Origin of the sequence: Pseudooceanicola sp. LIPI14-2-Ac024 (assembly GCF_042188925.1) — a bacterium.
Classification (GTDB): Bacteria; Pseudomonadota; Alphaproteobacteria; order Rhodobacterales; family Rhodobacteraceae; genus Pseudooceanicola.
Map to the genome: position 1 here is coordinate 1,152,787 of NZ_CP170102.1, position 21,899 is coordinate 1,174,685.

The 21,899-nt window shown below is 68.7% G+C and carries 16 protein-coding genes, 1 tRNA gene and 3 pseudogenes; 6 read left to right on the forward strand and 14 right to left on the reverse strand.

Going from position 1 to position 21,899, the window contains the following annotated elements:
- Nucleotides 1–36: 36 nt before the first annotated feature.
- Genes ACE2AC_RS05625 through ACE2AC_RS05660 form a run of 8 tightly spaced genes read right to left on the reverse strand, consistent with a single transcriptional unit; the run spans nt 37 to nt 7,277 of the window.
- Nucleotides 37–1,149, reverse strand: a complete 1,113-nt coding sequence (locus ACE2AC_RS05625; RefSeq protein WP_375691134.1) for a chemotaxis response regulator protein-glutamate methylesterase — start codon at nt 1,147–1,149, stop codon at nt 37–39.
- Nucleotides 1,146–1,997 carry a CheR family methyltransferase gene (locus ACE2AC_RS05630; RefSeq protein ID WP_375691135.1) on the reverse strand — a complete coding sequence of 284 codons (852 nt, stop codon included), beginning with the start codon at nt 1,995–1,997 and terminating at the stop codon, nt 1,146–1,148. The genes ACE2AC_RS05625 and ACE2AC_RS05630 overlap by 4 nt, the downstream gene beginning before the upstream one ends.
- Complete coding sequence (locus tag ACE2AC_RS05635; protein ID WP_375691136.1) at nt 1,985–2,488, reverse strand: chemotaxis protein CheW; 504 nt, start codon at nt 2,486–2,488, stop codon at nt 1,985–1,987. The genes ACE2AC_RS05630 and ACE2AC_RS05635 overlap by 13 nt, the downstream gene beginning before the upstream one ends.
- Nucleotides 2,489–2,500: 12 nt before the next feature.
- Nucleotides 2,501–4,171, reverse strand: a complete 1,671-nt coding sequence (locus ACE2AC_RS05640) for a methyl-accepting chemotaxis protein (protein ID WP_375691137.1) — start codon at nt 4,169–4,171, stop codon at nt 2,501–2,503.
- A 14-nt stretch (nt 4,172–4,185) separates the two neighbouring features.
- Nucleotides 4,186–4,698 carry a chemotaxis protein CheW gene (locus tag ACE2AC_RS05645; protein WP_375691138.1) on the reverse strand — a complete coding sequence of 171 codons (513 nt, stop codon included), beginning with the start codon at nt 4,696–4,698 and terminating at the stop codon, nt 4,186–4,188.
- Nucleotides 4,698–6,611, reverse strand: coding sequence for a chemotaxis protein CheA (locus ACE2AC_RS05650; RefSeq protein WP_375691139.1), 1,914 nt, complete (start codon nt 6,609–6,611; stop codon nt 4,698–4,700). The genes ACE2AC_RS05645 and ACE2AC_RS05650 overlap by 1 nt, the downstream gene beginning before the upstream one ends.
- Nucleotides 6,608–6,976, reverse strand: a complete 369-nt coding sequence (locus ACE2AC_RS05655) for a response regulator (RefSeq protein WP_375691140.1) — start codon at nt 6,974–6,976, stop codon at nt 6,608–6,610. The genes ACE2AC_RS05650 and ACE2AC_RS05655 overlap by 4 nt, the downstream gene beginning before the upstream one ends.
- 13 nt (nt 6,977–6,989) lie before the next feature.
- Nucleotides 6,990–7,277, reverse strand: a complete 288-nt coding sequence (locus ACE2AC_RS05660; RefSeq protein ID WP_375691141.1) for a hypothetical protein — start codon at nt 7,275–7,277, stop codon at nt 6,990–6,992.
- A gap of 110 nt (nt 7,278–7,387) precedes the next feature.
- Between ACE2AC_RS05660 and ACE2AC_RS05665 the strand changes: the two genes are divergently transcribed.
- Nucleotides 7,388–9,181, forward strand: coding sequence for a hypothetical protein (locus ACE2AC_RS05665; protein ID WP_375691142.1), 1,794 nt, complete (start codon nt 7,388–7,390; stop codon nt 9,179–9,181).
- 36 nt (nt 9,182–9,217) lie between these two features.
- A complete protein-coding gene (locus ACE2AC_RS05670) occupies nt 9,218–9,649 on the forward strand; it encodes a globin domain-containing protein (protein WP_375691143.1) in 432 nt (143 codons plus the stop codon).
- 87 nt (nt 9,650–9,736) lie between these two features.
- Here the strand turns inward: ACE2AC_RS05670 and ACE2AC_RS05675 are convergent.
- From ACE2AC_RS05675 to ACE2AC_RS05685, 3 genes and pseudogenes are all read right to left on the reverse strand, one after another.
- Nucleotides 9,737–9,820: transfer RNA gene (locus tag ACE2AC_RS05675), tRNA-Leu, on the reverse strand.
- Between the two features lie 47 nt (nt 9,821–9,867).
- Nucleotides 9,868–10,413: a tetratricopeptide repeat protein gene (locus tag ACE2AC_RS05680; protein ID WP_375691144.1), complete on the reverse strand. Its 546-nt coding sequence runs from the start codon at nt 10,411–10,413 to the stop codon at nt 9,868–9,870.
- A 54-nt stretch (nt 10,414–10,467) separates the two neighbouring features.
- Nucleotides 10,468–10,931: pseudogene (locus ACE2AC_RS05685) on the reverse strand (Lrp/AsnC family transcriptional regulator).
- 122 nt (nt 10,932–11,053) lie between these two features.
- On the opposite strand from ACE2AC_RS05685, the gene putA reads away from it, so the two are divergent.
- The 3 genes from putA (at nt 11,054) to ACE2AC_RS05700 (ending at nt 16,571) form a co-directional block, all read left to right on the forward strand.
- Nucleotides 11,054–14,482 (forward strand): bifunctional proline dehydrogenase/L-glutamate gamma-semialdehyde dehydrogenase PutA, encoded by a 3,429-nt coding sequence (gene putA, locus ACE2AC_RS05690; RefSeq protein WP_375691145.1) that lies wholly within the window; start codon nt 11,054–11,056, stop codon nt 14,480–14,482.
- Between the two features lie 64 nt (nt 14,483–14,546).
- On the forward strand, nt 14,547–15,293 hold the full coding sequence (locus ACE2AC_RS05695) for a rhomboid family intramembrane serine protease (RefSeq protein WP_375691146.1): 747 nt from the start codon (nt 14,547–14,549) through the stop codon (nt 15,291–15,293).
- 123 nt (nt 15,294–15,416) lie between these two features.
- The gene (locus ACE2AC_RS05700; protein ID WP_375691147.1) at nt 15,417–16,571 is read left to right on the forward strand and encodes a hypothetical protein; all 1,155 of its coding nucleotides are present in this window, start codon (nt 15,417–15,419) and stop codon (nt 16,569–16,571) included.
- A 20-nt stretch (nt 16,572–16,591) separates the two neighbouring features.
- Here the strand turns inward: ACE2AC_RS05700 and ACE2AC_RS05705 are convergent, their stop codons facing one another.
- The 3 genes and pseudogenes from ACE2AC_RS05705 to ACE2AC_RS05715 all read right to left on the reverse strand — a co-directional run bounded on the left by ACE2AC_RS05705 (nt 16,592) and on the right by ACE2AC_RS05715 (nt 19,757).
- Nucleotides 16,592–17,992, reverse strand: a complete 1,401-nt coding sequence (locus ACE2AC_RS05705) for a TRAP transporter large permease (RefSeq protein WP_375691148.1) — start codon at nt 17,990–17,992, stop codon at nt 16,592–16,594.
- A pseudogene (locus tag ACE2AC_RS05710) lies at nt 17,989–18,635 on the reverse strand (TRAP transporter small permease). Before ACE2AC_RS05710 ends, ACE2AC_RS05705 begins: the two are co-directional and overlap by 4 nt.
- Before the next feature lie 109 nt (nt 18,636–18,744).
- Nucleotides 18,745–19,757 (reverse strand): annotated as a pseudogene (locus ACE2AC_RS05715) (C4-dicarboxylate TRAP transporter substrate-binding protein).
- Between the two features lie 254 nt (nt 19,758–20,011).
- Here ACE2AC_RS05715 and typA point away from each other — a divergent pair.
- Nucleotides 20,012–21,829: a translational GTPase TypA gene (gene typA, locus ACE2AC_RS05720; RefSeq protein ID WP_375691149.1), complete on the forward strand. Its 1,818-nt coding sequence runs from the start codon at nt 20,012–20,014 to the stop codon at nt 21,827–21,829.
- The last annotated feature ends 70 nt before the right edge of the window (nt 21,830–21,899 follow it).

The following is a 21,899-nucleotide window of genomic DNA, read 5'->3' on the forward strand; positions in this document are numbered from 1 at the left end:
GGAAATGTGGGCGGCCCGGTGCCCCGGACGCGCCGGTCACGCCCGGGCCTGGCCGCGCACCCAGGTCAGCGCCTCGAGGGCGATCTTGCCCAGGGGCACCGTGGTGTCGGCCGCGCCCAGGGCCAGCGCCTCTTTCGGCATGCCGAAGACGATGCAGCTCGCCTCGTCCTGCACGAAGGTCGCGGCCCCGGCCTGCCGCATCTCCAGCAGGCCGCGGGCGCCGTCGTCGCCCATCCCGGTCATCAGCACCCCGAGCGCGCCGCTGCCGACGGTCTGCGCCACCGAGCGGAAGAGCACGTCGACCGAGGGGCGATGCCGCGCGACATAGGGCCCTTCGGCGATCTCGACCCGGTAGCCGCCGCCGACGCGCCGGACGATCATGTGGCGGTTGCCCGGCGCGATCAGCACCCGTCCGGGTTCGAGCCGGTCCCCCGACTGCGCCTCGGTCACGGTCAGCCGGCAGAGCCCGTCGAGCCGCCGCGCGAAGGTGTCGGTAAAGCGTTCCGGCATGTGCTGCACGATGACGATGGGCGGCATTCCCGCGGGCATCGCGCGCAGCACCTCAAGCAGCGCCTCGGTGCCGCCGGTCGAGGCACCGATCGCGATCACCGGACAGTGCGGCACCCCCTTGACCGTGCCGGGCCGCATCGGCGGCAGGATCACGTCGGCGGTCAGCTTCGGCCCGGGGCTGAGCGGTTTCACCGGCGGCCGGGCCGCCCGCCCGGAGCGGGTCGAGGCCGCCGCCCGCACCGCGTCGCACAACCGGATCTGCGCCTCCTCCCGTTCGCCGGCCGTCGCCATCGAGGGCTTGGCGATGACCTCGGCCGCGCCGGACTCGAGCGCGCGGAGCGCGTTCTCTGACCCCTTCTGGGTGTGGCTCGAACAGACCACGACGGGCATCGGGTGCTGGGCCATGATCTTGCGCAGGAAGGTCAGCCCGTCCATCCGCGGCAGCGCGAGGTCGAGGAGCATCACGTCCGGCAGATCGGTCCGCATCATGCCCGCGGCCTCGAACGGGTCGCCGGCCGCGCCGATGACCTCGATCGCCGGATCGCCCGACAGCAGGCGGCGCAGGGCCGCGCGGGCGGACGCGCTGTCATCGACGATCAGCACGCGGATCCTGGGTTCGGAACCGGCCCCGTGTTTCATCTGTCGGTGTCCTTGCGGCGGAAGGCGGCGGGCGCGATCTGGTCGAGGCGCGGGTCCTCGACCACCATGGATTCGGAATGCCCGACAAAGAAATGACCGCCCGGTTTCAGGTGGTTCACGACCTCTGCGATGACGCGGGCCTGCTGGTCCGGATCGAAATAGATCAGCACGTTGCGCAGGAATATGACGTCGAGCCCCGAGGCGACGGGGTATGGTGGATCGATCAGGTTCATCTCGGCAAAGCGCACCCGTCGCCGCAGTTCGGGCACGATGCGGAACTGAGCGGTGCCGCGGCCGGGCCGGCCGGACATGAGGTAGCGCGATCGCATCTCGACCGGGACGGGCGCGACCTCCTTGCGGGAATAGACCGCGCGCCCGGCCTGGTCGACCACGCCCGGAGAGATGTCGGTGCCGAGGATCATCCAGTCCAGCCGGGCGTCCGCCGCCGCCGCATCGGCCAGCAGCATGGCGGCGGTATAGGCTTCGGCTCCGGTCGAGGCGGCGGCGCTCCAGAACCGGAAGCGCACCGTGCCACCGGGCCGCGCGGCGCGCAGGGCAGCCGGCAGGATACCCTGCGACAGGATGTCGAAATGCGCCGCCTCGCGGAAGAAGTCGGTCTTGTTGGTGGTGATCAGGTCAAGGATGTCGGGCCACTCGTCGCGCAGGCCGCCCTCTTCGAACAGGAAGGCGAGATAGGCGTCGAGGTCGCGGAAATTGCCCGCGATCAAGCGCCGGCGCAGGCGCGCGGCGATCAGGTGCTCTTTCGTTTCGGGCATCTTGATCCCGGTCTCGCGAAAGATCACCTCGCGGAAGCGGCGCTGCAGCCGGCTTTCGCTCAGGACGCGCACGGCAGGTTTGCCGCGGGGGCGGACCGGCGCCGCGCGGCCTCCATCACCGCCGGGTCGAAGATCGCCCCGACCTCGAGCAGGGTCACGATGGCATCGTCGCGACGCCCGATACCGCAGACCAGCCGCGGGTCCCAGTCCAGCATCTCGGCCTCGTCCAGCGGCGCGATCCGGCCGCCGCCATCCAGCTCGGTCACCTCGATGACGCGGTCGACGCGCAGCGCCACGAGGTGGCTGCGCCTGCCGCCGTCGATGGTCAACAGGATGATGCGCGTATCCTCGTCATCGTCGCGCCAGGGCTCTCCGAGGATGCGGCGCAGGTCGACCAGCGCGACCGAGGCGCCACGCACGTCGATCAGCCCCAGCAGGTGCGCCGGCGCATTCGGCAGCCGCGCGGCGGGACGCGACGACATGATCTCGCGCACCGGTTTCACCTCGACCGCGAACAGCGACCCGGCGACCGAGCAGGTGACGACTGTGCCGACGCTCTCCATGCCGCGGGGCCCTCAGGCGGCCGGGGCGGCGCGTCCGCCGGAGCGCTCGGCCTGCCGCATGAAATCGGCGTCGAGATCGTCTTCACCCGCGCCCAGGTCGAAGTCGAAGCCACCGCCGGCCAGGGGCTTCTTCCTCTTGGCCCCAGCCGGTTTGCCCGCGGCGGGCCGGCGCTGTGCCTCCGCCTGCGCGCTTTCGTCGGTGCGGAAGAACCCGATGGCGGCGCGCAGGCTCTCGGCCTGGGCCGACAGTTCCTCGGCGGTGGCCGACATCTCTTCCGAGGCGGAGGTGTTTTCCTGGGTGACCTTGTCGAGCTGCTGGATCGCCAGGTTCACCTGCGTCGCGCCCGAGGCAAGCTCCTGGCTGGCCGAACTGATCTGGCTGACCAGCGCCGAGGTCTGTTCGATGTCGGGCACCAGCCCCTCGAGCATCTTGCCCGCATCCTCAGCCGCCCGCACGGTGTTGCCGGACAGGGTCGATATCTCGCCCGCCGCGGACTGGCTGCGTTCGGCAAGCTTGCGCACCTCCGAGGCGACGACGGCAAAGCCGCGGCCATGCTCGCCCGCCCGCGCGGCCTCGACCGCAGCGTTCAGGGCCAGCAGGTCGGTCTGGCGGGCGATCTCCTGCACCACCATGATCTTCTCGGCGATGGTCTTCATCGCCTCCACCGCCTCGGACACCGCGCGACCGCTCTCGCGCGCGTCGGCGGCGGACTTGCGCGCCATCTCCTCGGTCTGGGTGGCGTTGTCGGCGGTCTGCCGGATGCTCGCCGTCATCTCCTCGACCGAGCTCGACGCCTCCTCGGTGGAAGAGGCCTGTTCCGTCGCGCCCTGGCTCAGTTGCTCGGCGGTGGAGGCCATCTCGGCCGAGCCCGACGCCACCTGGGCCGAGCCGCTCGTCACCTCGCCCACCACCTTGCGCAGGCGCAGTGTCATCTCGTTCATCGAGCCGAGCAGGTCCGAGATCTCGTCGTTGCCCTTGAGCGCGGCGGTTTCGGTCAGGTCACCCTCGGCCACCTTGCGGGAAAGGCCGATCGCCCGTTGCAGGCCCTTCGAGATCGACAGCACGATCCAGACCCCGGCGACCGCGCTGATCACCGCGATGGCGGCCATCAGCGCCAGCGTCAGCGTGCGCGCCGCGCGGTAGTTGGCCGCCGCGCCCTCGGCCGCCAGCGCGAGGCTGTCGCGGTTGGCGTCGAGGATCTGCTTCAGCGAGGCCTCCATGTCGCGCCAGGCCGACCGGCCCTCTCCGTTCACGATGCGAAAGGCCTGCAGCGGGTTGCCCTGGTCGGCCAGGTCCATCGCCGTGCGGTTCGAGGTCTCGATCCGGGTGAGGATGGTTTGGTAGCTGTCGAGCTGGGCCGCCCCCTCGGTGCTCGCGATCTTGCGCAGGGCGTCATAGTTGTGGTCGTGGTAGGTCTGCGCCTCGTTCATGGAATCGTGCAGCTCGCGCTTCACGGTCGCGGTCTCGGACAGGATGTATTCGCGCACGTCGCGCTGCAGCCGCAGCTGTTCCTTGCCCAGTTCCTCGGTCAGGCGGATGCGTTCGGCCTGGACGTTCACCACGTCGTCCATCCGCGTTTGCATCCCCGCCAGGCGGTCCAGCGCCAGGAGGCTCGCCCCGGCGGAGGCCGCCACCAGCAGGATCAGGGTGATCGAGAGTTTCAGTTTCAGGGTCAGTCTCATGCCGGAGTTCCTTGTCATGCGAGGGCCGGGGCGCCGACATCCGCGGCGAGGTGTGCGGCGAAGATCGCGTCGAGGTCGGGGAGGATGAAGAAGCGGTCGTCGCGCCGCCCGATCGCCTGGACGAAGCGCGGCGGCCAGGTGGTGCCGACGCTGGGCACCTCGTCGAGCGCGGATTCGGCGATGGTCGTCACCTCGTGCACCTTCTCGGCCAGGATGCCGACGATCGAGGGCACGCCGTTCAGCGCCAGTTCCAGGACCAGCACGCGCGTGTCCTCGTCCGGCGGGCGCTGCGCCATCCGCAGCGGGATGCGCAGGTCGGCCAGCGGCACGACCGCGCCGCGCACGTTGATGATGCCGGTGGCGAAGTGCGGTGCGTTCGGCACCCGGGTCACGGCGCCGAGTTCGAGGATCTCGCGCAGGATGCCGCTGGGGATCGCCAGCAGCTCACCGCCAATGCGAAGGGTGACGACAGTGCCGTTGAACCCGGCGCGGCGGGCCGGTTCCGCCTGGGACTGGACCGCGCGCATCAGGCGACCTCCCGCGTGTCGAGGCTCTGGCCAAAGGCGACAAGCTGCGGCACGTCGAGGATCAGCGCCACGGTGCCGTCGCCGAGGATGGTCGCGCCCGAAAAGGTCTTGAGCGCGGCGTGCAAGGGCGAGAGCTGCTTGATGACCGTCTGGCTGGACCCGATAATCCGGTCGACGGTCAGCCCCACCCTGAGCTCGCCCGAGGTGACGACGACCACCTTCTGGTAGGGCCCAGGATCGCCGCGACTGTCGAAGAGGTCGCGCATCCTGAGGAACGGGACGAGCTGGTCGCGGATCTGCAGGAACCGGGTGGTGCCGTCGCTCCGCGCCCGGTCCTCGGGCAATTCTATGATGTGCTCCACAGCCGCCAGCGGGATCGTATAGCGTTCGCCCGCCACCTCGACCAGCAACCCGTCGATGATCGCCAGCGTCAGCGGCAGGCGCATCCGGATCTCGGTGCCGTGGCCCGGCTCGCTCTCGACCTCGATGGTGCCCCGGAGCTGGTCGATGGTGCGTTTCACCACGTCCATCCCCACGCCGCGGCCGGACAGTTCCGTCACCGCGGCGGCGGTTGAGAATCCCGGCTCGAAGATCAGGCGAAAGAGCTCTCCGTCCTCGGGGTCGGCCTCGGACGGCAGCAGGCCGCGTTCGACCGCCCGCGCCTTGATCCGCGCCCGGTCGAGGCCGTGGCCATCGTCCGATAGGGCGATCACCACCTCGGTCCCGGAATAGCGGGCCTGCAGACGGATCGTCCCGGTCTCCGGCTTGCCCATCGACCGGCGCGTCTCGGCCGCCTCGATCCCGTGGTCGGCGGCGTTGCGGATCAGGTGCAGGAGTGGATCGGCCAGCAGTTCGATGACGGTCTTGTCGAGTTCGGTCTCCTGCCCGTCGATGCGCAGGTCGATTGCCTTGCCCAGGCTCTGGTTCAGGTCATGCACCAGCCGCCGGAACCGCCCGGTGATCGACCCGATGGGGGTCATCCGGATCGACATCGTCGTCTCGCGCATCCCGGTGGCGAGGCGCTGGATCTCCTCGGCCACGGCGACAAGTTGCGGGTCGCCCGAGCGCGACGCCAGTTCGGCCAGCCGCGCCTCGGCGATCACCAGTTCGCCCACCCGGTCCATCATGTCGTCCAGCCGTTCGGCCGACACCCGCATCATCGTCGCCTCGGCGGCGGCCGGGGACGGCTCGGCCGGATCGGGTGTTTCGGGGGCCTCGGCCACTTCGATCGCGACGGGTTCGGTCCTGGAAAGTTCGAGCGTCAGCCCCGCCTCGTGGAACAGGAACACCTCGCGGATCGCGGCCTCCTCCACGGTGCCGGGCAGCTCGGCCTCCCAGCCGAGGTAGAGGCGATCTGGCGCCATCTCTTCCAGCGGCGGCAGGTCGGCGAGGTCGGGCCGGATCCCCGTGGCGCCAAGGCCGCGCAGGTCGTCGAGCACGACCTCCGGCCGGCCGCCGAGGGACAGCGTGTCGGGCGCAAGGCGGAATCGCAGGCGCCAGCGCGGATCGTCGGCGCCATCGCCCTGCCCTGGCCCGCCGGTGCCGCCATTGCCCTCGACCAGTTTGCGCAGCGCCTCGAGCAGGTCATTGCCCGGCTCGGACGGCCTGCCGTCGAGGAGGGACAGCACGTGATCGCGCGCCTTCAGCGACAGCGCGATCAGGTCGTCGCTGACCGCGATGCTGCCTTCGCGCACCGCTTCGAAGGTGGTTTCGAAATCATGCAGGAAGCGCGCCATCTCGGCCTGGCCGAACATCCCGCCAGAGCCCTTGAGCGTGTGCAGGTCACGGAACACCCCGTCGATCAGCACCATGTCGGTCGGGCGGGCGCGCAGGTCGAGCAGCCCGGCCTCGAGGCTTTCGGCCAGTTGCCGCGCCTCGAACCGGAACATCGCGAGAGAGTCGTCGTCGGTCATCTGCCCACCACCTTCGAGATCACCGCCAGCAGTTTCTGGTCGTCGAACGGCTTGGTCATCCAGCCGATGGCGCCCGCGTCGCGGGCGCGCTGCTTGACGTCATCGCGGTTCTCGGTCGACAGGAAGATCACCGGCACCCCGGCGCTTTCCGGCCGGGCGCGAAACGCCTTGATGAACCCGATCCCGTCCAGCACAGGCATGTTCTGGTCGGTGATCACCGCCGCCGGCCGGACCCGCGTCGCGACGTCGAGCGCGTTCTGGCCATCCGACGCCTCGACCGTCTCGAACCCGGCGGTGCGCAGGGTCGAACAGATGAGCCGCCGGACCGAGGGGGAATCGTCGACGACGAGGACCGTCCTGCTCATGCGTTGCCCCCCGTCATGGCGCGTCCGCCGCCGCCGGGGTGATCGCCCCGCGATCAAGCGCCAGCGCGATCCAGGTCGCGGCCGCCGGGGCGGTTTCCGGGATCGACACCCTGATGGTCCGCCCGCGCGACCGTGCGGTTTGCACCGCGGCCAGCAGCAGTTGCGCGCCCGCCGTGTCGAGCGTCGCATCGGGCGCAAGGCAGATCACCTCGGCCCCGTCGTCGAGCGCCTGCATCAGTCGCGTCCGTGCCTCCTCTGCCTGCGCCACGCCCATGTCGATATCTGCCAGCCAGTCCTGCATCGCATCCTCCGTCGGCAGCGTCGCTACTCCGATTCGCTTTAACGGGTCGTTGAACGCGGCCGCCCGGCGTGGCGCGAAATCCGCCCGGCACGAAACCTCATGTTAACGCGATGTTGCGAGGGATCGCGCAGACCAATCCGCGGACCGGGAAGCATCGTGGGCCACCGACCCAAGCCAGAGGCAGAGACGGGCGACGCCCCGACGCCGGGGCCGTCCCCCGCGGGCCGGACCGCATCCTGACCGCGGCGTTCCTGCCGGCCATCGGCGAGGTGCGCGGCGGTGTCGAGGATGCCTTTACCGACGCGGCCACCGCCTTGTCGGAGGGCGGGGACCAGTTCCTCGGGCTGGCCCGCACCCTTGACGCCTACACCGCCGGCCTCGAGACGCTCGAGGCGCGCAACACGCTCGACGCGGTCCGCGATCTTGCCGCGCGGATCGCCACCGTGACCGAGGTTCAGGCGCGCGAGATCGAGTCCCTGCGCGCAATCCAGAAGGCCCTTGGCACCGCCCGGCGCACCCTTGTCGACCTCGCCGACGTGGTGAAGACCATCGAATGCTCGATCAGCACCGCCCGGATCGTCGAGATCCGCGCCGGCAGTTCCGTCCGGTTCACGGACCAGTTGCGGATCCTCGCGCTGCGCGCGCGCGAGGCCTATGCCAGCCTGCTGGACCACCACGGCAGCCTGCTTGAGAAATCCCGCCGCATAGAGGAGAGCCAGAACCTCTTTGTCTCGGGGCACCTGCGCCGGGTGCAGACCATGGCGGACGCGCTGGCCCGGATGATCGCCGAGTTCGAGACGAGCCTTGCCAATTCCACCCGGGTGTCCACCCGGAGTGCCCGGGTCGTGACGCGCGCCTCGCAGCGCATTACGACAGGTATTTCGGCGCTGCAGGTCGGCGACAGTTTCCGGCAGCGGCTGGAGCATCTCGAGGCCGCGCTGTCCACCCTGCCCGAGGCGCCCGCGGCCCGCGATCTCGTCCTGCTGATCGTCGCCGAGCAGCTGGACAGCGCCGGCACCGCGCTCAGGACGGAACTGACGCGGCTGCACAGCGGGCTGGAAGGCATTTCGCGCGATGCGCAGCAGGTGATGGCGGCGACGGAGCTTGCCGCGGGGAGCGAGACGGAGAGCACCGGCGCGCTCCTGTCCGAGTTGCGCGAACACTGCGGCGCCGGGCTGGCCGTGCTGTACTCGGTCCAGATCCAGCGCCGGATGCTCGACCGGGAATTCGGCGGCCTGCACCGCACGATCGCCGCGATGCAGAAGGCGGTGTCGGTGCTACGCGACGTCGACACCGAGATGCAGCTGGCCAGCTACAACGTGCTGCTGCGGAGCATGCGGTCCGAGGGGCTGCGCGGTGCAATGCACGTGGTCGCGATGAATTTCTCGGACATGACGGCCGCCTGTTCCGCCTGCCAGCGCGAGGTGCTGCGCGACCTCGACCTGATCCGCAGCACCGCCACCGCCCTGCGCCGGTCGGACGAGGGCGACATGAGCAGCGAGCTCGAGTCGCTGTCGGCCAAGCTCGGGGCGCTGAACGATGCGCTGAGCCTGTCGGACGGGTTGCGAAGCGATCTGAACCGGCTGCTTGAGGCCGGGCCACGCGCCGCGCAGGATTTCGACCGCTGCGCCGTCGGGATGCGGTCGCAGGTCCGGGCCGCCGAACGGATCCGGACACTGGGCAAGCGGCTTGCCGCGACGCTGGGAGATCACGACCTGGCCATGCTGGCCCATGACCCCGATGCCGTGGCCGCGGCCGCCGTGCTGCGCGACAGCTACTCCGTCCCCGAAGAGCGTGCGGTCCATGACCGGATCTGCCCGCCGGCGACCGCCTCCGGCACCGCGCCGCCCGCCGGCAGTGCCGCGCCCGCCCCCGACGCGGACGAGGAATTCGAATGGTTCTGACCCCGCCCCGCTTACGCGCCCACACAGGAGATCGCCGTGCTGACCCCCTCTGAAATCGCCATCCTCCGCAAGAGCTGGCTCACCGTCGCCGCACAGGCGGACGCCGCCGGTGAGGCCTTCTATGACATGCTGTTCGAGGCGGCCCCGCAGCTGCGGCCGCTCTTCCGCACCAGCCAGCGCCTGCAGGCGCGCAAGCTGATGGACACGCTCGCCACCGTGGTCGACACGATCGACGATTTCGCCACGCTGGTGCCGCTGGTCGAACAGCTGGGCCGCCGCCACGTGGAGTTCGGCGCCGAGGCCGCGCATTACGACACCGTCGGCCAGGTCCTGATCAAGACCCTGCGCCGGTTCGGCGGCCCCGCCTTCGACGCCGAGGCCGAGGCGGCCTGGATCAAGGCCTACGGCATCATCTCGGGCACAATGATTTCGGCCGCGCGCGGCGCGCGTTCATCGCCTGCGGCGTAGCCTCGCGTTGGACCACGGACCATGCGTCTGGCTGATCCTCGGGAAAACGGAAACGGGCGCCCGGCTGCACCCGGACGCCCGTAAATCTGGTACCCGCGGCCGGACTCGAACCGGCACGGCATAAGCCTAGGGATTCTAAGTCCCCTGTGTCTACCATTCCACCACGCGGGCAGGCCGGCGCGACGTTAGTCGAAGCGCCCGGCGGGCGGAAGGGAGGATCAGAGGTCCGTGCCCGCCTCGGTCAACATGCGGCGTTCAGGCAACCAGGGGTGCAGCGCCAGCGCGGCGCGCAGGGCCGCCTGCCCTTCCTCGGTCCGGCCAAGGCCCATCAGCGTCAGCGCCCGGCCCGCCATGGCCGCGACGTGGTTCGGATCTCGGGCCAGCGCCCGGTCGAGGTCGGTCAGGGCGGCGGGATAGTCGCCGCGGATGAAATGGGCAAAGGCGCGCTGGTTGTACCCCTCGGCGTAGTCGGGGCAGTAATCGACGAGGATGTCGAACTCCGCGATGGCCCCCAGCAGGTCGAAGGCCGCGCGTTTTTCCATCCCGCGGTCCAGCACGGCCTGGGCGGCCTCGTCCGGCGCCTCGGCCCAGATCGCCCACATGGCGTTGGTCAGTCGGCGCGCCTCGGCCTCGGTCTCGGCGGCGCGGACCTCGGACAAGAGCGCCGCAATCCGGTCGGAATGATCCGTCCCCGGCGGGCAGTCCGCCGCCGGGAGCGGGGTTGCCAGCACGGCGAGGCAGAGGGAGGCGAAGGTGAGGCGCATGCCCCATGCTGCCGTAACGTCAGGATAAATCAACCTTCGCGGCGGTGGCGGCGTTCACAATGTCGCCACCGCCTCGTCCTTGACGGCCTGCATGGCGACGAAGGTCGAGGTGCCCGCGACATGCGGCAGGGCCGAGATATCCTCGGCCAGGACGCGCCGGTAATCGGCCATGTTCCGCGTGCGCACCTTGAGGAGGTAGTCGAAATTGCCCGCGATCATGTGCGCCTGCTCGATCTCGGGGATGCGCAGGACACCGGCGTTAAAGGCGGCCAGCGATTTTTCCCCGTATCGCGCAGCCGCACCTCGACAAAGGCCACGTGGTCGAGGCCGAGGCGGATCGGGTCGATCTGCGCGCGGTAGCCGGTGATCACCCCCTCGGCCTCGAGCCGCTTGAGCCGCGCCTGCGTCGGCGATTTCGACAGCCCGATGCGGCGGGCAAGGTCGGCGACCGGCAACCGGCCCTCGGACGCGAGGACCGACAGGATCGCGCGGTCGAACCGGTCCAGGTTTGCGGGCATCTGCGGGTCAATCGACATGGAAACCTCGAAAATGAGACGCGAATGGCGTGGAAATTGCCCGTCAACGGGCCATCGTCCTTCCTGATAGCTGATATCCTGCGGCAAAGAAAAGGAGTCACCCGATGCAGGCCCCGCTCAGCCCCCGTTCCGACGACCTCCGCGCCCGGCTTGACGCCGCGATCCACGCGGGCCCCGAGATTCTGCCGCGCCTCGTGGCCGAGGCCGACCTGTCGCCCGCCGACCGGGCCATCATCGGCGCCCGCGCGGTCGAGATGGTCAAGGCGCTGAGGGCCGACAGCAAGCCCGGGCTGATGGAGACCTTCCTGGCCGAATACGGCCTTTCGACCGAGGAAGGCGTGGCGCTGATGTGCCTGGCCGAGGCGCTGCTGCGCGTGCCCGACGCCGACACGATCGACGCGCTGATCGAGGACAAGATCGCCCCGTCCGACTGGGCCAGGCACCTCGGGCATTCCTCGTCTCCGCTGGTCAATGCCTCGACCTGGGGCCTGATGCTGACCGGGCGGGTGCTGCGCGACGTGCCCCCCGGGCCCGCCGGCCACCTGCGTGGCGCGATCCGCCGCCTCGGGGAACCGGTGATCCGCCGCGCCGTCGGCCAGGCGATGAAGGTGATGGGCCGCCAGTTCGTGCTGGGCGAGGACATCCGCTCCGCCATGGCCCGCGCCGCGGGGATGGAGGCGAAGGGCTACACCTATTCCTACGACATGCTGGGCGAGGCCGCGCGGACCGAGCCGGACGCGCTGCGCTACCTGCAGAGCTATTCCGATGCCATCGCCGCCATTGCGCAGGGCTGCAAGTCCGCGGACATCCGGCGCAATCCCGGCATCTCGGTCAAGCTCTCGGCGCTCTACCCGCGTTACGAGGTCTCGCGCGCAGAGGCGGTGATGGAGGTGCTGGCGCCCCGCCTGCTGCAACTTGCGCAAGAGGCGAAATCGGCCGCCATGGGGTTGAACATTGACGCCGAAGAGGCCGATCGCCTGTCGCTGTCGCTCGACATAATCGAAAAGGTGCTCTCCGACCCCTCGCTCGCCGGCTGGGACGGGTTCGGCGTGGTGGTGCAGGCCTATGGCCCGCGCGCGGGATATGCCATCGACTGGCTCCACCAACTTGCCGCCCGCCTCGACCGCCGGATCACGGTGCGGCTGGTCAAGGGTGCCTACTGGGACACCGAGGTCAAGCGCGCGCAGGTGCAGGGGCTCGACGGGTTCCCGGTCTTCACCTCCAAGCACGAGACCGACATCTCCTACCTCGCCAACGCGCGGAAGCTCCTGGGGATGACCGACCGGATCTACCCGCAATTTGCCACCCACAACGCACTGACCATGTCCGCCGTTCTGCACATGGCCGAGGAACTGCCCCGCGGCGCGTGGGAGTTCCAGCGTCTGCATGGCATGGGCGAGGCCCTGCATGACAACATCCACACGGCGCACGGCACCAGCCACCGCATTTACGCCCCCGTCGGCGCGCACCGCGACCTGCTGGCCTACCTCGTCCGTCGGCTGCTCGAGAACGGCGCCAACTCGTCCTTCGTGAACCGCATCGTGAATGAGGAGATCCCGCCCGAGGAAGTCGTGCGCGATCCCTTCGAAGCGCTGGAAGACCGTCGCCCCGCGCTGCGGACCGGGCCGGGGCTCTTCGCGCCCGAGCGGCCGAACTCCCGCGGCTGGGACCTGCACCATGCGCCCACCCTCGCCGCGATCAAGGCGGCCCGCGCTCCGTTCCGCGACCGCCACTGGCATGTCGGGCCGCGCATCGCGTCCGACGTCGCGGGCGGCGCAGAGCGTCCGGTGACCGCGCCCGCCACCGGCGCCGCCGTCGGCGCGGTGACATGGGCCACGCCTGAAGTGGTCGAGGCCGCGCTGGCCGCCGCGCGGCCATGGGATGCGACGCCCGCCGAACGCGGCGCCGTGCTGGCCCGCGCCGCCGACCTTTTCGAGGCGCAGTACGGCGAGATCTTCGCGGCCCTCGCCCGCGAGGCCGGCAAGACCCTGCCCGATGCCGTGGCCGAGATCCGCGAGGCCGTCGATTTCCTGCGTTACTACGGTGCCAACGCCCCCACGGGCGAGGCTGTCGGCACCTTCACCTGCATCTCGCCGTGGAACTTCCCGCTGGCGATCTTCTCGGGTCAGGCCGCGGCGGCGCTGGCGGCGGGCAACGCGGTGCTGGCGAAACCGGCGGAACAGACGCCCATCGTGGCCGACATCGCCGTCCGCCTGCTGCATGAGGCCGGGGTGCCCGCCACCGCGCTGCAACTGCTGCCGGGCGACGGCGGCGTGGGCGCGGCGCTGACCTCGGACCCGCGGGTCGGCGGCGTGGCCTTCACCGGCTCGACCGACACCGCCCGGCTGATCCGCCGCGCGATGGCCGAACACCTCGCGCCCGGCGCACCACTGATCGCCGAAACTGGCGGGCTGAACGCGATGATCGTCGACAGCACCGCGCTGCCGGAACAGGCAGTGCAGGCGGTGATCGAAAGCGCCTTCCAGTCCGCCGGCCAACGCTGCTCCGCCCTGCGCTGCCTCTACGTGCAAGAGGAGGTCGCGGGCACCGTCCTGACCATGCTGCGCGGCGCGATGGACGCGCTGGTGCCGGGCGATCCCTGGCAGCTGTCCTCCGACCTCGGCCCGGTGATCGATGCCGAGGCGCAGGCCGACATCGCCGCCCATGTCGCCGCGGCCCGCGCGGACGGACGGCTGATGCACCAGGTGGCCGTGCCCGAAACCGGCAGTTTCATCGGCCCGGCCATGATCCGCGTGGCCGGCATTGCCGACCTGGAACGCGAGGTCTTTGGCCCGATCCTGCATGTCGCCACCTTCAAGGCGCGGGACCTGGACGCGGTGATCGACGCGGTTAACGCGACGGGCTTCGGCCTGACATTCGGGCTGCAGACCCGGATCGACGACCGGGTGCAGCACGTGGCCGAGCGCATCCGGGTCGGCAACACCTACGTGAACCGCAACCAGATCGGCGCCATCGTCGGCTCCCAGCCCTTCGGCGGCGAGGGGCTGTCGGGCACCGGGCCCAAGGCGGGCGGGCCGCACTACCTGTCGCGTTTCCAGCGCCACGCGGCGGACAAGACAGGCGAGTGGGGCTCCACCGCCCCCGCCCCGCTGACATCTCGCCCGGACACGCCTGAGACGCCGGTGAACCGCCTCACGCTGCCGGGCCCGACCGGCGAAAGCAACGTGCTGACCACCCTGGCCCGTCCGGCCGTCCTCTGCCTCGGCCCCGGTGCCGAAACGGTTGCCGCCCAGGCCGCCGCGGTCGAGGCGCTTGGCGGCACGGCATGGCGCGCAACCGGAACGGCGGACCCCCAGGCCCTGACCGACGCGCCCGCCCTGTCCACCGTGCTATGGTGGGGCGACGCCGAAACCGCCCGCACCCTCGACCGGGCGCTGGCCGCCCGGGGCGGCCCGCTCGTCCCGCTGGTCACCGGGATGCCGGATGCGGGCCACGTGCTGCACGAACGCCATCTCTGCGTCGACACCACGGCGGCAGGCGGCAACGCGGCACTGCTCGGCGGCATGGCCTGATCGGCAACGGAGTGTCCGCGGGGACATGGCTTGACGCCGCAGGGCATTGCCTTAGCGTCGGGCCATGTTCCCGCTGCGCGATCACAACCCCTCGGGCCGTGTGCCCTATGTCACCTACGCGCTGATCGTGCTGAACGTGGCGGTGTTCCTGCTGGCGCTGCCGCTGCAGGCGAGCGTCGAGGGGATCAACAGCTACTACGGCGAATGGGCGATGATCCCGGCCCGGATCTCGCAGTTCGACGGGCTCTGGACGCTGCTGACCTCGATGTTCATGCACGGCGGCTTCCTGCACATCGCCTTCAACATGCTGTTCCTGTGGATCTTCGGCGACAACCTCGAGGACGAGATGGGGCACCTGCCCTACCTCGGCTTCTACCTGCTGTCTGGGCTCGGGGCCGCGATGGTCCAGTACCTCTCGGCGCCCTATTCCATGGTGCCGATGGTCGGCGCCTCGGGAGCGATCGCGGGGGTGATGGGGGGCTACCTGCTGCTCTTTCCCCGGGCGCGGGTCGATGTCCTCTTCATCCTGATCATCTTTTTCAAGATCGTGCCGATCCCGGCCTGGGTGATGCTTGGCCTGTGGTTCGGGTTGCAGGTCATCGGCGGCCTCGGCGCAGATCCGGATGCCGGCGGCGTGGCGCACTGGGCCCATGCGGGCGGCTTCGTGACCGGCGTGCTCCTGGCGCTGCCGCTCTTCCGCCGCCTCGGCGGCCCGGCCTTCTGGGACCGCACCCACGGCCGCCCGCCCCACCCGGTCGCCGAGTACCAGATCAGCCACACCCGCGTCCCCACCGTCCGCCGCCGCCGCTGATCCGCTTCATCTTGCCCGGTAAACTCCCGCCAGAGGCATCGCGCCGCCAGGCGCGACACGTTTGCCTCCAAAACAGGTGACGCCTATAGACGAGGCAAAAGGTTTGACGCGACAAGGCACAAAATGAAGTCCGATCTGATCTTGCACATTGGCGCGCACAAGACCGGCACGACCACAATCCAGCATGCGCTGTCTCAGAACCGCGCCGCTCTAGAGGCAAGAGGCCTTTCCTATGTGACGGCCGGGAACCGTCCACAGGTCCATCACCTTCTGGGCCGCGTCTCGGGCGAGAGCATGATGCGCGGGCATCGGCTGGCGGCACCCGAAGAACTTTCCCGGATCCTGCACGCTGCTCCGACCGACCGCGTCCTGATGTCGTCCGAAAACTTCTCATTCTTCTTTGACGAGAAAGAAATCCGTGAACTTGCGCGGCACCTTCGCAAGCATTTCCGACGGGTCAGGATCCTGACTTACCTTCGACGTCAGGATTCCCACGCGGTCTCACACCATCAGGAAGGTTCCAAACCGCTCCGCAAAGCCGAGAGGGACGTGTTCGGCAATGGCCTAGCCCCTTTGCCGGAACATCCGATGATGGATCATTATCTTGACTACGGCCGCCGGATCGGAAACTGGATGAACGTCTTCGGCGACGAGAATGTGGAGATCCGGGTTTTCGAAAGAAATCGCCTAATCGCTGGAGACGCCTGGACTGATTTCCTGAACGCCATCGACATCGAACCGAATGGCTTGATCCCGGCCGAACAGCGAAATCAATCTCAAGGCCTGACAAAGACGCGCGTCGGTCACCTGATGAACGCGAAAGACATGCCTGCTGACCTGCACCGTCTTGTCAGCGCCGTCCTGCCAGACGACGCCCGAATGACACCCGGCAGGCACGAAGCCATGGCATTCTATGCAAGATACCGCTCGGGCAATGTCGCGCTCAACGCAAGAATGGGTGCCATTGGCGGCGACGACATCTTTGACGACGATTTCGCCAGCTATCCAGAGACCGCCTTAGCAAACTGGTCTGAAGAGGCCGCGACCGGCGCGATCGAGGCTTTGCTCGACGTGATCCGCCAACTGACCGAGGCCACATCGGCGGATACGTTGCGCGACACTGCGCTACTCGCAGAACGACAAGGCTTAGATGCGCTCGCCCTAAGCCTAATGAGCGCCGCAGCCTTGCAACGGCCCAATGGCCCCCTCATCAACAACAAGCTGCGCGAACTTCGCGAAAGGATCGGAACAGATCCCAAGACGCCCGGTCACACCTGACCGCCTGGCCCGCCGACGCGTCAGGCCAGCGACGGCAGCCAGAGCACGATCTGCGGGAAGGCCACCAGGAGCGCGATGGTGATCCCGTCGGCGATGAAGAACGGGGTCACGCCTCGGAACACGTCCTGCACCGAGATGTCGGGGCGCACGCCCGCCACCACGAAGCAGTTCAGCCCGATCGGCGGGGTGATGAGGCAGAACTCGGCCATCTTCACCACGAGGATCCCGAACCAGATCGCGCACATCGGGCCGGACATGCCAAAGGCGCTGTCGGCGGCCGACACGAACTCGCCCCCGTTCAGCGCCATCACCGCCGGGTAGACCACCGGCAGGGTCAGCAGCAGCATCCCGATCGCGTCCATGAACATGCCCAGCACCGCGTAGGCCAGCAGGATCATGATCAGCGTGATCATCGGCGAATGCTCGAGCGAGGTGATCCAGTCCGAAAACGCGCCCGGAAGGTCGGCAAAGCCCAGGAAGCGGACATAGATCAGCACGCCCCAGATGATCGTGAAGATCATGGTGGCGAGCTTGGCCGTCTCCAGCAGCGCGTCCTTGAGCTGGGCCCATTTCATCCCGTGGATCAGCGCCATGACAAAGACCACCGCCGCGCCGAGCGCACCGCCCTCGGTCGGGGTGCCGAAGGGATCGCCGCCGAAGGGGTTGTAGACGAAGAGGATGATGATGAAGATCACGAAGAAGATCGGCAGCGCCGGCGGCAACGACTTGAGCCGCTCGCCCCAGGTGAAGCCGCGCACCGGCGGGCCGAAGTTCGGCAGCGTCAGCGCCAGTGTCACGATCAGCGCGGCATAGACCACGGCCGAGAACGCGCCGGGGATGAAGCCCGCCAGCAGCAGCTTGCCCACGTCCTGCTCCACGATGATCGCGTAGATCACCAGGATCGCCGAGGGCGGGATCAGCGAGGCGAGCGTGCCGCCCGCCGCCACGACGCCGGCGGCGAACTTCTTGTCGTAGCCGACCTTGAGCATCTCGGGGATCGCGATCCGGGCAAAGACCGCCGAGGTCGCGACCGATGCGCCGGACACGGCGGCAAAGCCCGCGGTGGCAAAGACGGTCGAGACCGCCATGCCGCCCGGCAGCCAGCCGACCCATTTCTTGGCCGCGTCGAAGAGCGCGGTGGTCAGACCGGCGTAATAGGCGAGATAGCCGATCAGGATGAAGGTCGGGATCAGCGAGAGCTCCTGGCTCGCCACCTTGGAATGCGGCACCTGCCCCGCGGTCTTCACCGCGACGGTCATCGCCTGCATGAAGCGGTCGGGCTCATAGCCGAACTTGGCCCAGAAGATCCAGACGAGCCCCACCAGCCCGGCAATGCCTGCGGCAAAGGCCACGCGCATGCCCAGCAGGACGAGGATGAAGAGAAAGCCGGTGGTCCAGAGACCGATCTCGATCGGGGTCATCGGGTCGTCTCCCCGTCATCTGCGCCCTGCACGTGTTCCGCCTCTTCCGCGGCCAGTTCCGCCGCGCTCTTGACCAGCGGCACGGCGATCGGCGCCTCGGAATTCTCGAAGAAGGCGCGGGCGTAGCCCCAGAGCTGCAGCACGAGACGCAGCGCCAGCACAGAGAAGCAGACCGGCACCACGACCTTGGCGGGCCAGAGCGGCATGCCGATGTCGATCGTGCTGTCGGCGCTGCAGAGCGGGCGGGTGCAGTCGAAGCTGCGGTCGAAATGCGCGTAGCTGCCCCAGATCAGCAGCAGGATCAGCGCCAGCGTGACCAGCGTGGTGACGAATTCCGCCAGCCACAGGCCACGGCCTTTCAACTGGCCAATCAGGATGTCCATCCGGATGTGCCCGCCGTCACGCATCGCGTAGGAGATGCCGAGGAAGGCGATCAACGGCATGGTGAGTTCCATCCAGTCGACATAGCCCGGCAGCGGCGCGTTGAAGAGGTTGCGCCCCCCACCGAGATCACGGCGAGGAACATCAGCCCCAGCACCGAGAACCCGGCCACGAAGGCCATGGCCTTTTCCAGAACGTAGAACCGCCGGTCGATCCTGCTGAGCAGGCTTTCGTCCGACAGCACGGATAGCGACCCGGCCATGCGATGTCCCCCGATACCTTGAAACGGACGGGCGGAGGGACGGTTTCGCCCCCGCCGCCCGCGAGATCACGAAAGGCCCCGGCGAAAGTGCCGCCGGGGCCGGTTTGCGTCAGTTGGTCTTGCGCGCCTCTTCCAGCGCCGCGTTGATCGTGTCGAGCAGCTCCTGCCCGGGATCCCCTGCGAGTCCATCTTGGCGATCCACTCGTCCTGGATGCCCTTGGTGGCGTCGCGGAACTTGGTCAGCTCCTCGTCGGTGAAGTCCACCTTCTGGATGTTCTTCTCGGACAGGACGCCTTCCCAGCGGTCCATCAGCTTGCCGTAGGTCTCGATGTAGTAATCGATCAACTCGTCGATCGAGCCTTCCAGCGCCTCGCGCTCGGCATCGGTCAGTGCGTTGTAGGCGTCGATGTTGACCACCACCGGGCAGTTCACGGTGCCGGGGTTCAGGTTCTCGGTCCACCAGTTGGCCTGGTCGATGGTGCGGAACGACAGGTGGGCGTGGGGCGCGAAGGCCACCGTGTCCACGACGCCGGATTCCATCGCGTTGTAGGCCTCGTTCGAGGCGACCGAGGTCGGCACCGCGCCGACCGCCTTGAAGGCATCGCCCAGGCCGCCGGTCGCGCGCACGCGCATCCCGTTGAAGCTGTCCACCGTGGCACGCGGATCGCCGCGGCCGACGAGGTTGTACTGCGGCATCGGCGAGGACATCAGCAGCTGCGCGTTCCAGCGCTCGAGGTCCTTCTTGACCGCCGGGTGGGCATAGAGCGCGTCGCTCACCGCCACTTCCTCGCGCAGGTTCTTGACGCCCAGGAACGGCAACTCGGCCGCGGTCAGCGTCGGGTTCTTGTCCTCGTGGTAGCCGGCGCAGATCTGCGCCATCTCGAAGGCCCCGATCGAGATCCCGTCGAGGTTCTCGGTCGGCTTCGACAGGCCGCCGTAGCTGATGTTGATGGTGAAGTCGCCGCCGGTCTTCTCGCTCACCAGCTCGGCGATCTTCTCGATGTGCTCGGTGAATTCGCGGCGCTTGCCCCAGACCGAGGCGTTCCATTCGGTGGCCATCGCCGGCGCGGCGATGCCAAGGATCACGGCCGTCGCGGCGGCCCGTGTCACGAAGCTGTTCATGGCAATCTCCCTTGCGCGACCTCTCCCCGGTCGCTTGAAGGGACAAGCTATCGAACGTCCCCCGGGATGCAAGCATAATTCCGCCGGGCGGAAAGCGAAAATTGCATGTCAAATACATGTAATCGCACCGAATTCGCCCGCCTGCTCCGCGCCGCCGCGTCACCACCGCCCCGGGGCCGGTCCGCGGGGCCTTTGCCTCTGGCTTTTTCTGCGGATGCAGTATAGGCGGGCCGCAATTCCTGAGAGAGATACCCATGGACCTGCGCAACATCGCCATCATCGCCCACGTGGACCACGGCAAGACCACGCTCGTGGACGAGCTTCTGAAACAATCGGGGGCCTTCCGCGCCAACCAGGCCGTGGCCGAACGGGCGATGGACAGCAACGACCTCGAACGCGAACGCGGGATCACCATCCTCGCGAAATGCACGAGCGTCGAGTGGAAGGGCACGCGGGTCAACATCGTCGACACCCCCGGCCACGCCGATTTCGGCGGCGAGGTCGAGCGCATCCTGTCGATGGTCGACGGCGTGGTCCTGCTGGTCGACGCGGCCGAGGGCCCGATGCCGCAGACCAAGTTCGTGACCTCCAAGGCTCTGGCCCTTGGCCTGCGTCCGATCGTCGTGCTGAACAAGGTTGACAAGCCGGATGCCGAACCCGACCGCGCGCTCGACGAATGCTTCGACCTCTTCGCCAACCTCGGCGCCGACGAGGACCAGCTCGATTTCCCGCATCTCTACGCCTCGGGCCGCTCCGGCTGGGCCGATGCCGAACTGGACGGGCCGCGCAAGGATCTCTCGGCGCTTTTCCAGCTGATCGTGAACCACGTGCCGAAGCCCAAGCAGCTCAAGCACATCGACGAAGATTTCCGCATGCTGGCCACGACCCTCGGCGCCGACCCCTTCGTGGGCCGGATCCTGACGGGCCGGGTCGAAAGCGGCAAGCTCAAGGTCGGCGCCACGGTGCAGGCCCTGTCGCGCATCGGCCAGAAGATCGAACAGTTCCGCGTGACCAAGATCACCGCCTTCCGCGGCCTCGCCCAGCAGGACATCGAGGAAGCGACCGCGGGCGACATCGTGTCGATCGCCGGGATGGCCAAGGCCACCGTGGCCGACACCATCTGCGCGCTGGCCGTGGACGAACCGCTGGAAGCCCAGCCGATCGACCCGCCGACCATCACCGTGACCTTCGGCATCAACGACAGCCCGCTTGCCGGGCGTGACGGCAAGAAGGTGCAGTCCCGCGTCATCCGCGAGCGGCTGTTGAAGGAGGCCGAGGTCAACGTCGCCATCAAGGTCAAGGACACCCCGGGCGGCGAGGCCTTCGAGGTCTCGGGCCGCGGCGAACTACAGATGGGCGTCCTGATCGAGAACATGCGCCGAGAGGGCTTCGAGCTGTCGATCTCGCGCCCGCAGGTGATCATGAAGGAGATGGACGGCCAGATGATGGAGCCCATCGAGGAAGCCACCATCGACGTCGACGACGAGTACTCCGGCGCGGTGATCGAGAAGATCACCGGTGCCCGCAAGGGTGAGCTGGTCGAGATGAAGCCGGCCGGCGTCGGCAAGACCCGGATCGTCGCGCATGTCCCGTCGCGCGGGCTGATCGGCTACCACGGCGAATTCCTGACCGACACCCGCGGCACCGGCGTTCTGAACCGCGTTTTCCACGGCTGGTCGCCGCACAAGGGGTCGATCCCGGGCCGCCGCGCGGGCGTGCTGATCTCGATGGAGAACGGCGAGGCCGTGGCCTACGCGCTCTGGAACCTCGAGGATCGCGGCAAGATGTTCATCGGCGCCCAGGCCCCGGTCTACACCGGCATGATCATCGGCGAGCATTCCCGTGACAACGACCTGGAAGTGAACCCGCTGAAGGGCAAGAAGCTGACCAACGTCCGCGCCTCGGGCACGGACGAGGCCGTGCGCCTGACCACGCCGGTCACGCTGACGCTGGAGGAGGCGATCGCCTACATCAACGACGACGAGCTGGTCGAAGTGACGCCGAACGCGGTCCGCCTGCGCAAGCGCTACCTCGACCCGCACGAACGCAAGCGGATGGCCAAGGCCGGCTGAGGTTGCGCCGCGGGGGCTCTGCCCCCGCGCCCCCGGGATACGGAACCAGGGGAAAGCACGGCGGCGCGCC

Excerpts from the sequence above, each read along its gene's own strand:
- ACE2AC_RS05695 (WP_375691146.1), top strand. The coding sequence starts at position 14,547 with ATGTTCCCGCTGCGCGATCACAACCCCTCGGGCCGTGTGCCCTATGTC.
- typA (WP_375691149.1), top strand. The coding sequence starts at position 20,012 with ATGGACCTGCGCAACATCGCCATCATCGCCCACGTGGACCACGGCAAG.
- ACE2AC_RS05700 (WP_375691147.1), top strand. The coding sequence starts at position 15,417 with ATGAAGTCCGATCTGATCTTGCACATTGGCGCGCACAAGACCGGCACG.
- putA (WP_375691145.1), top strand. The coding sequence starts at position 11,054 with ATGCAGGCCCCGCTCAGCCCCCGTTCCGACGACCTCCGCGCCCGGCTT.
- ACE2AC_RS05665 (WP_375691142.1), top strand. The coding sequence starts at position 7,388 with ATGTTGCGAGGGATCGCGCAGACCAATCCGCGGACCGGGAAGCATCGT.
- ACE2AC_RS05640 (WP_375691137.1), bottom strand. The coding sequence starts at position 4,171 with ATGAGACTGACCCTGAAACTGAAACTCTCGATCACCCTGATCCTGCTG.
- ACE2AC_RS05660 (WP_375691141.1), bottom strand. The coding sequence starts at position 7,277 with ATGCAGGACTGGCTGGCAGATATCGACATGGGCGTGGCGCAGGCAGAG.
- ACE2AC_RS05635 (WP_375691136.1), bottom strand. The coding sequence starts at position 2,488 with ATGGAGAGCGTCGGCACAGTCGTCACCTGCTCGGTCGCCGGGTCGCTG.
- ACE2AC_RS05705 (WP_375691148.1), bottom strand. The coding sequence starts at position 17,992 with ATGACCCCGATCGAGATCGGTCTCTGGACCACCGGCTTTCTCTTCATC.
- ACE2AC_RS05645 (WP_375691138.1), bottom strand. The coding sequence starts at position 4,698 with ATGCGCGCGGTCCAGTCCCAGGCGGAACCGGCCCGCCGCGCCGGGTTC.
- ACE2AC_RS05655 (WP_375691140.1), bottom strand. The coding sequence starts at position 6,976 with ATGAGCAGGACGGTCCTCGTCGTCGACGATTCCCCCTCGGTCCGGCGG.
- ACE2AC_RS05650 (WP_375691139.1), bottom strand. The coding sequence starts at position 6,611 with ATGACCGACGACGACTCTCTCGCGATGTTCCGGTTCGAGGCGCGGCAA.
- ACE2AC_RS05680 (WP_375691144.1), bottom strand. The coding sequence starts at position 10,413 with ATGCGCCTCACCTTCGCCTCCCTCTGCCTCGCCGTGCTGGCAACCCCG.
- ACE2AC_RS05625 (WP_375691134.1), bottom strand. The coding sequence starts at position 1,149 with ATGAAACACGGGGCCGGTTCCGAACCCAGGATCCGCGTGCTGATCGTC.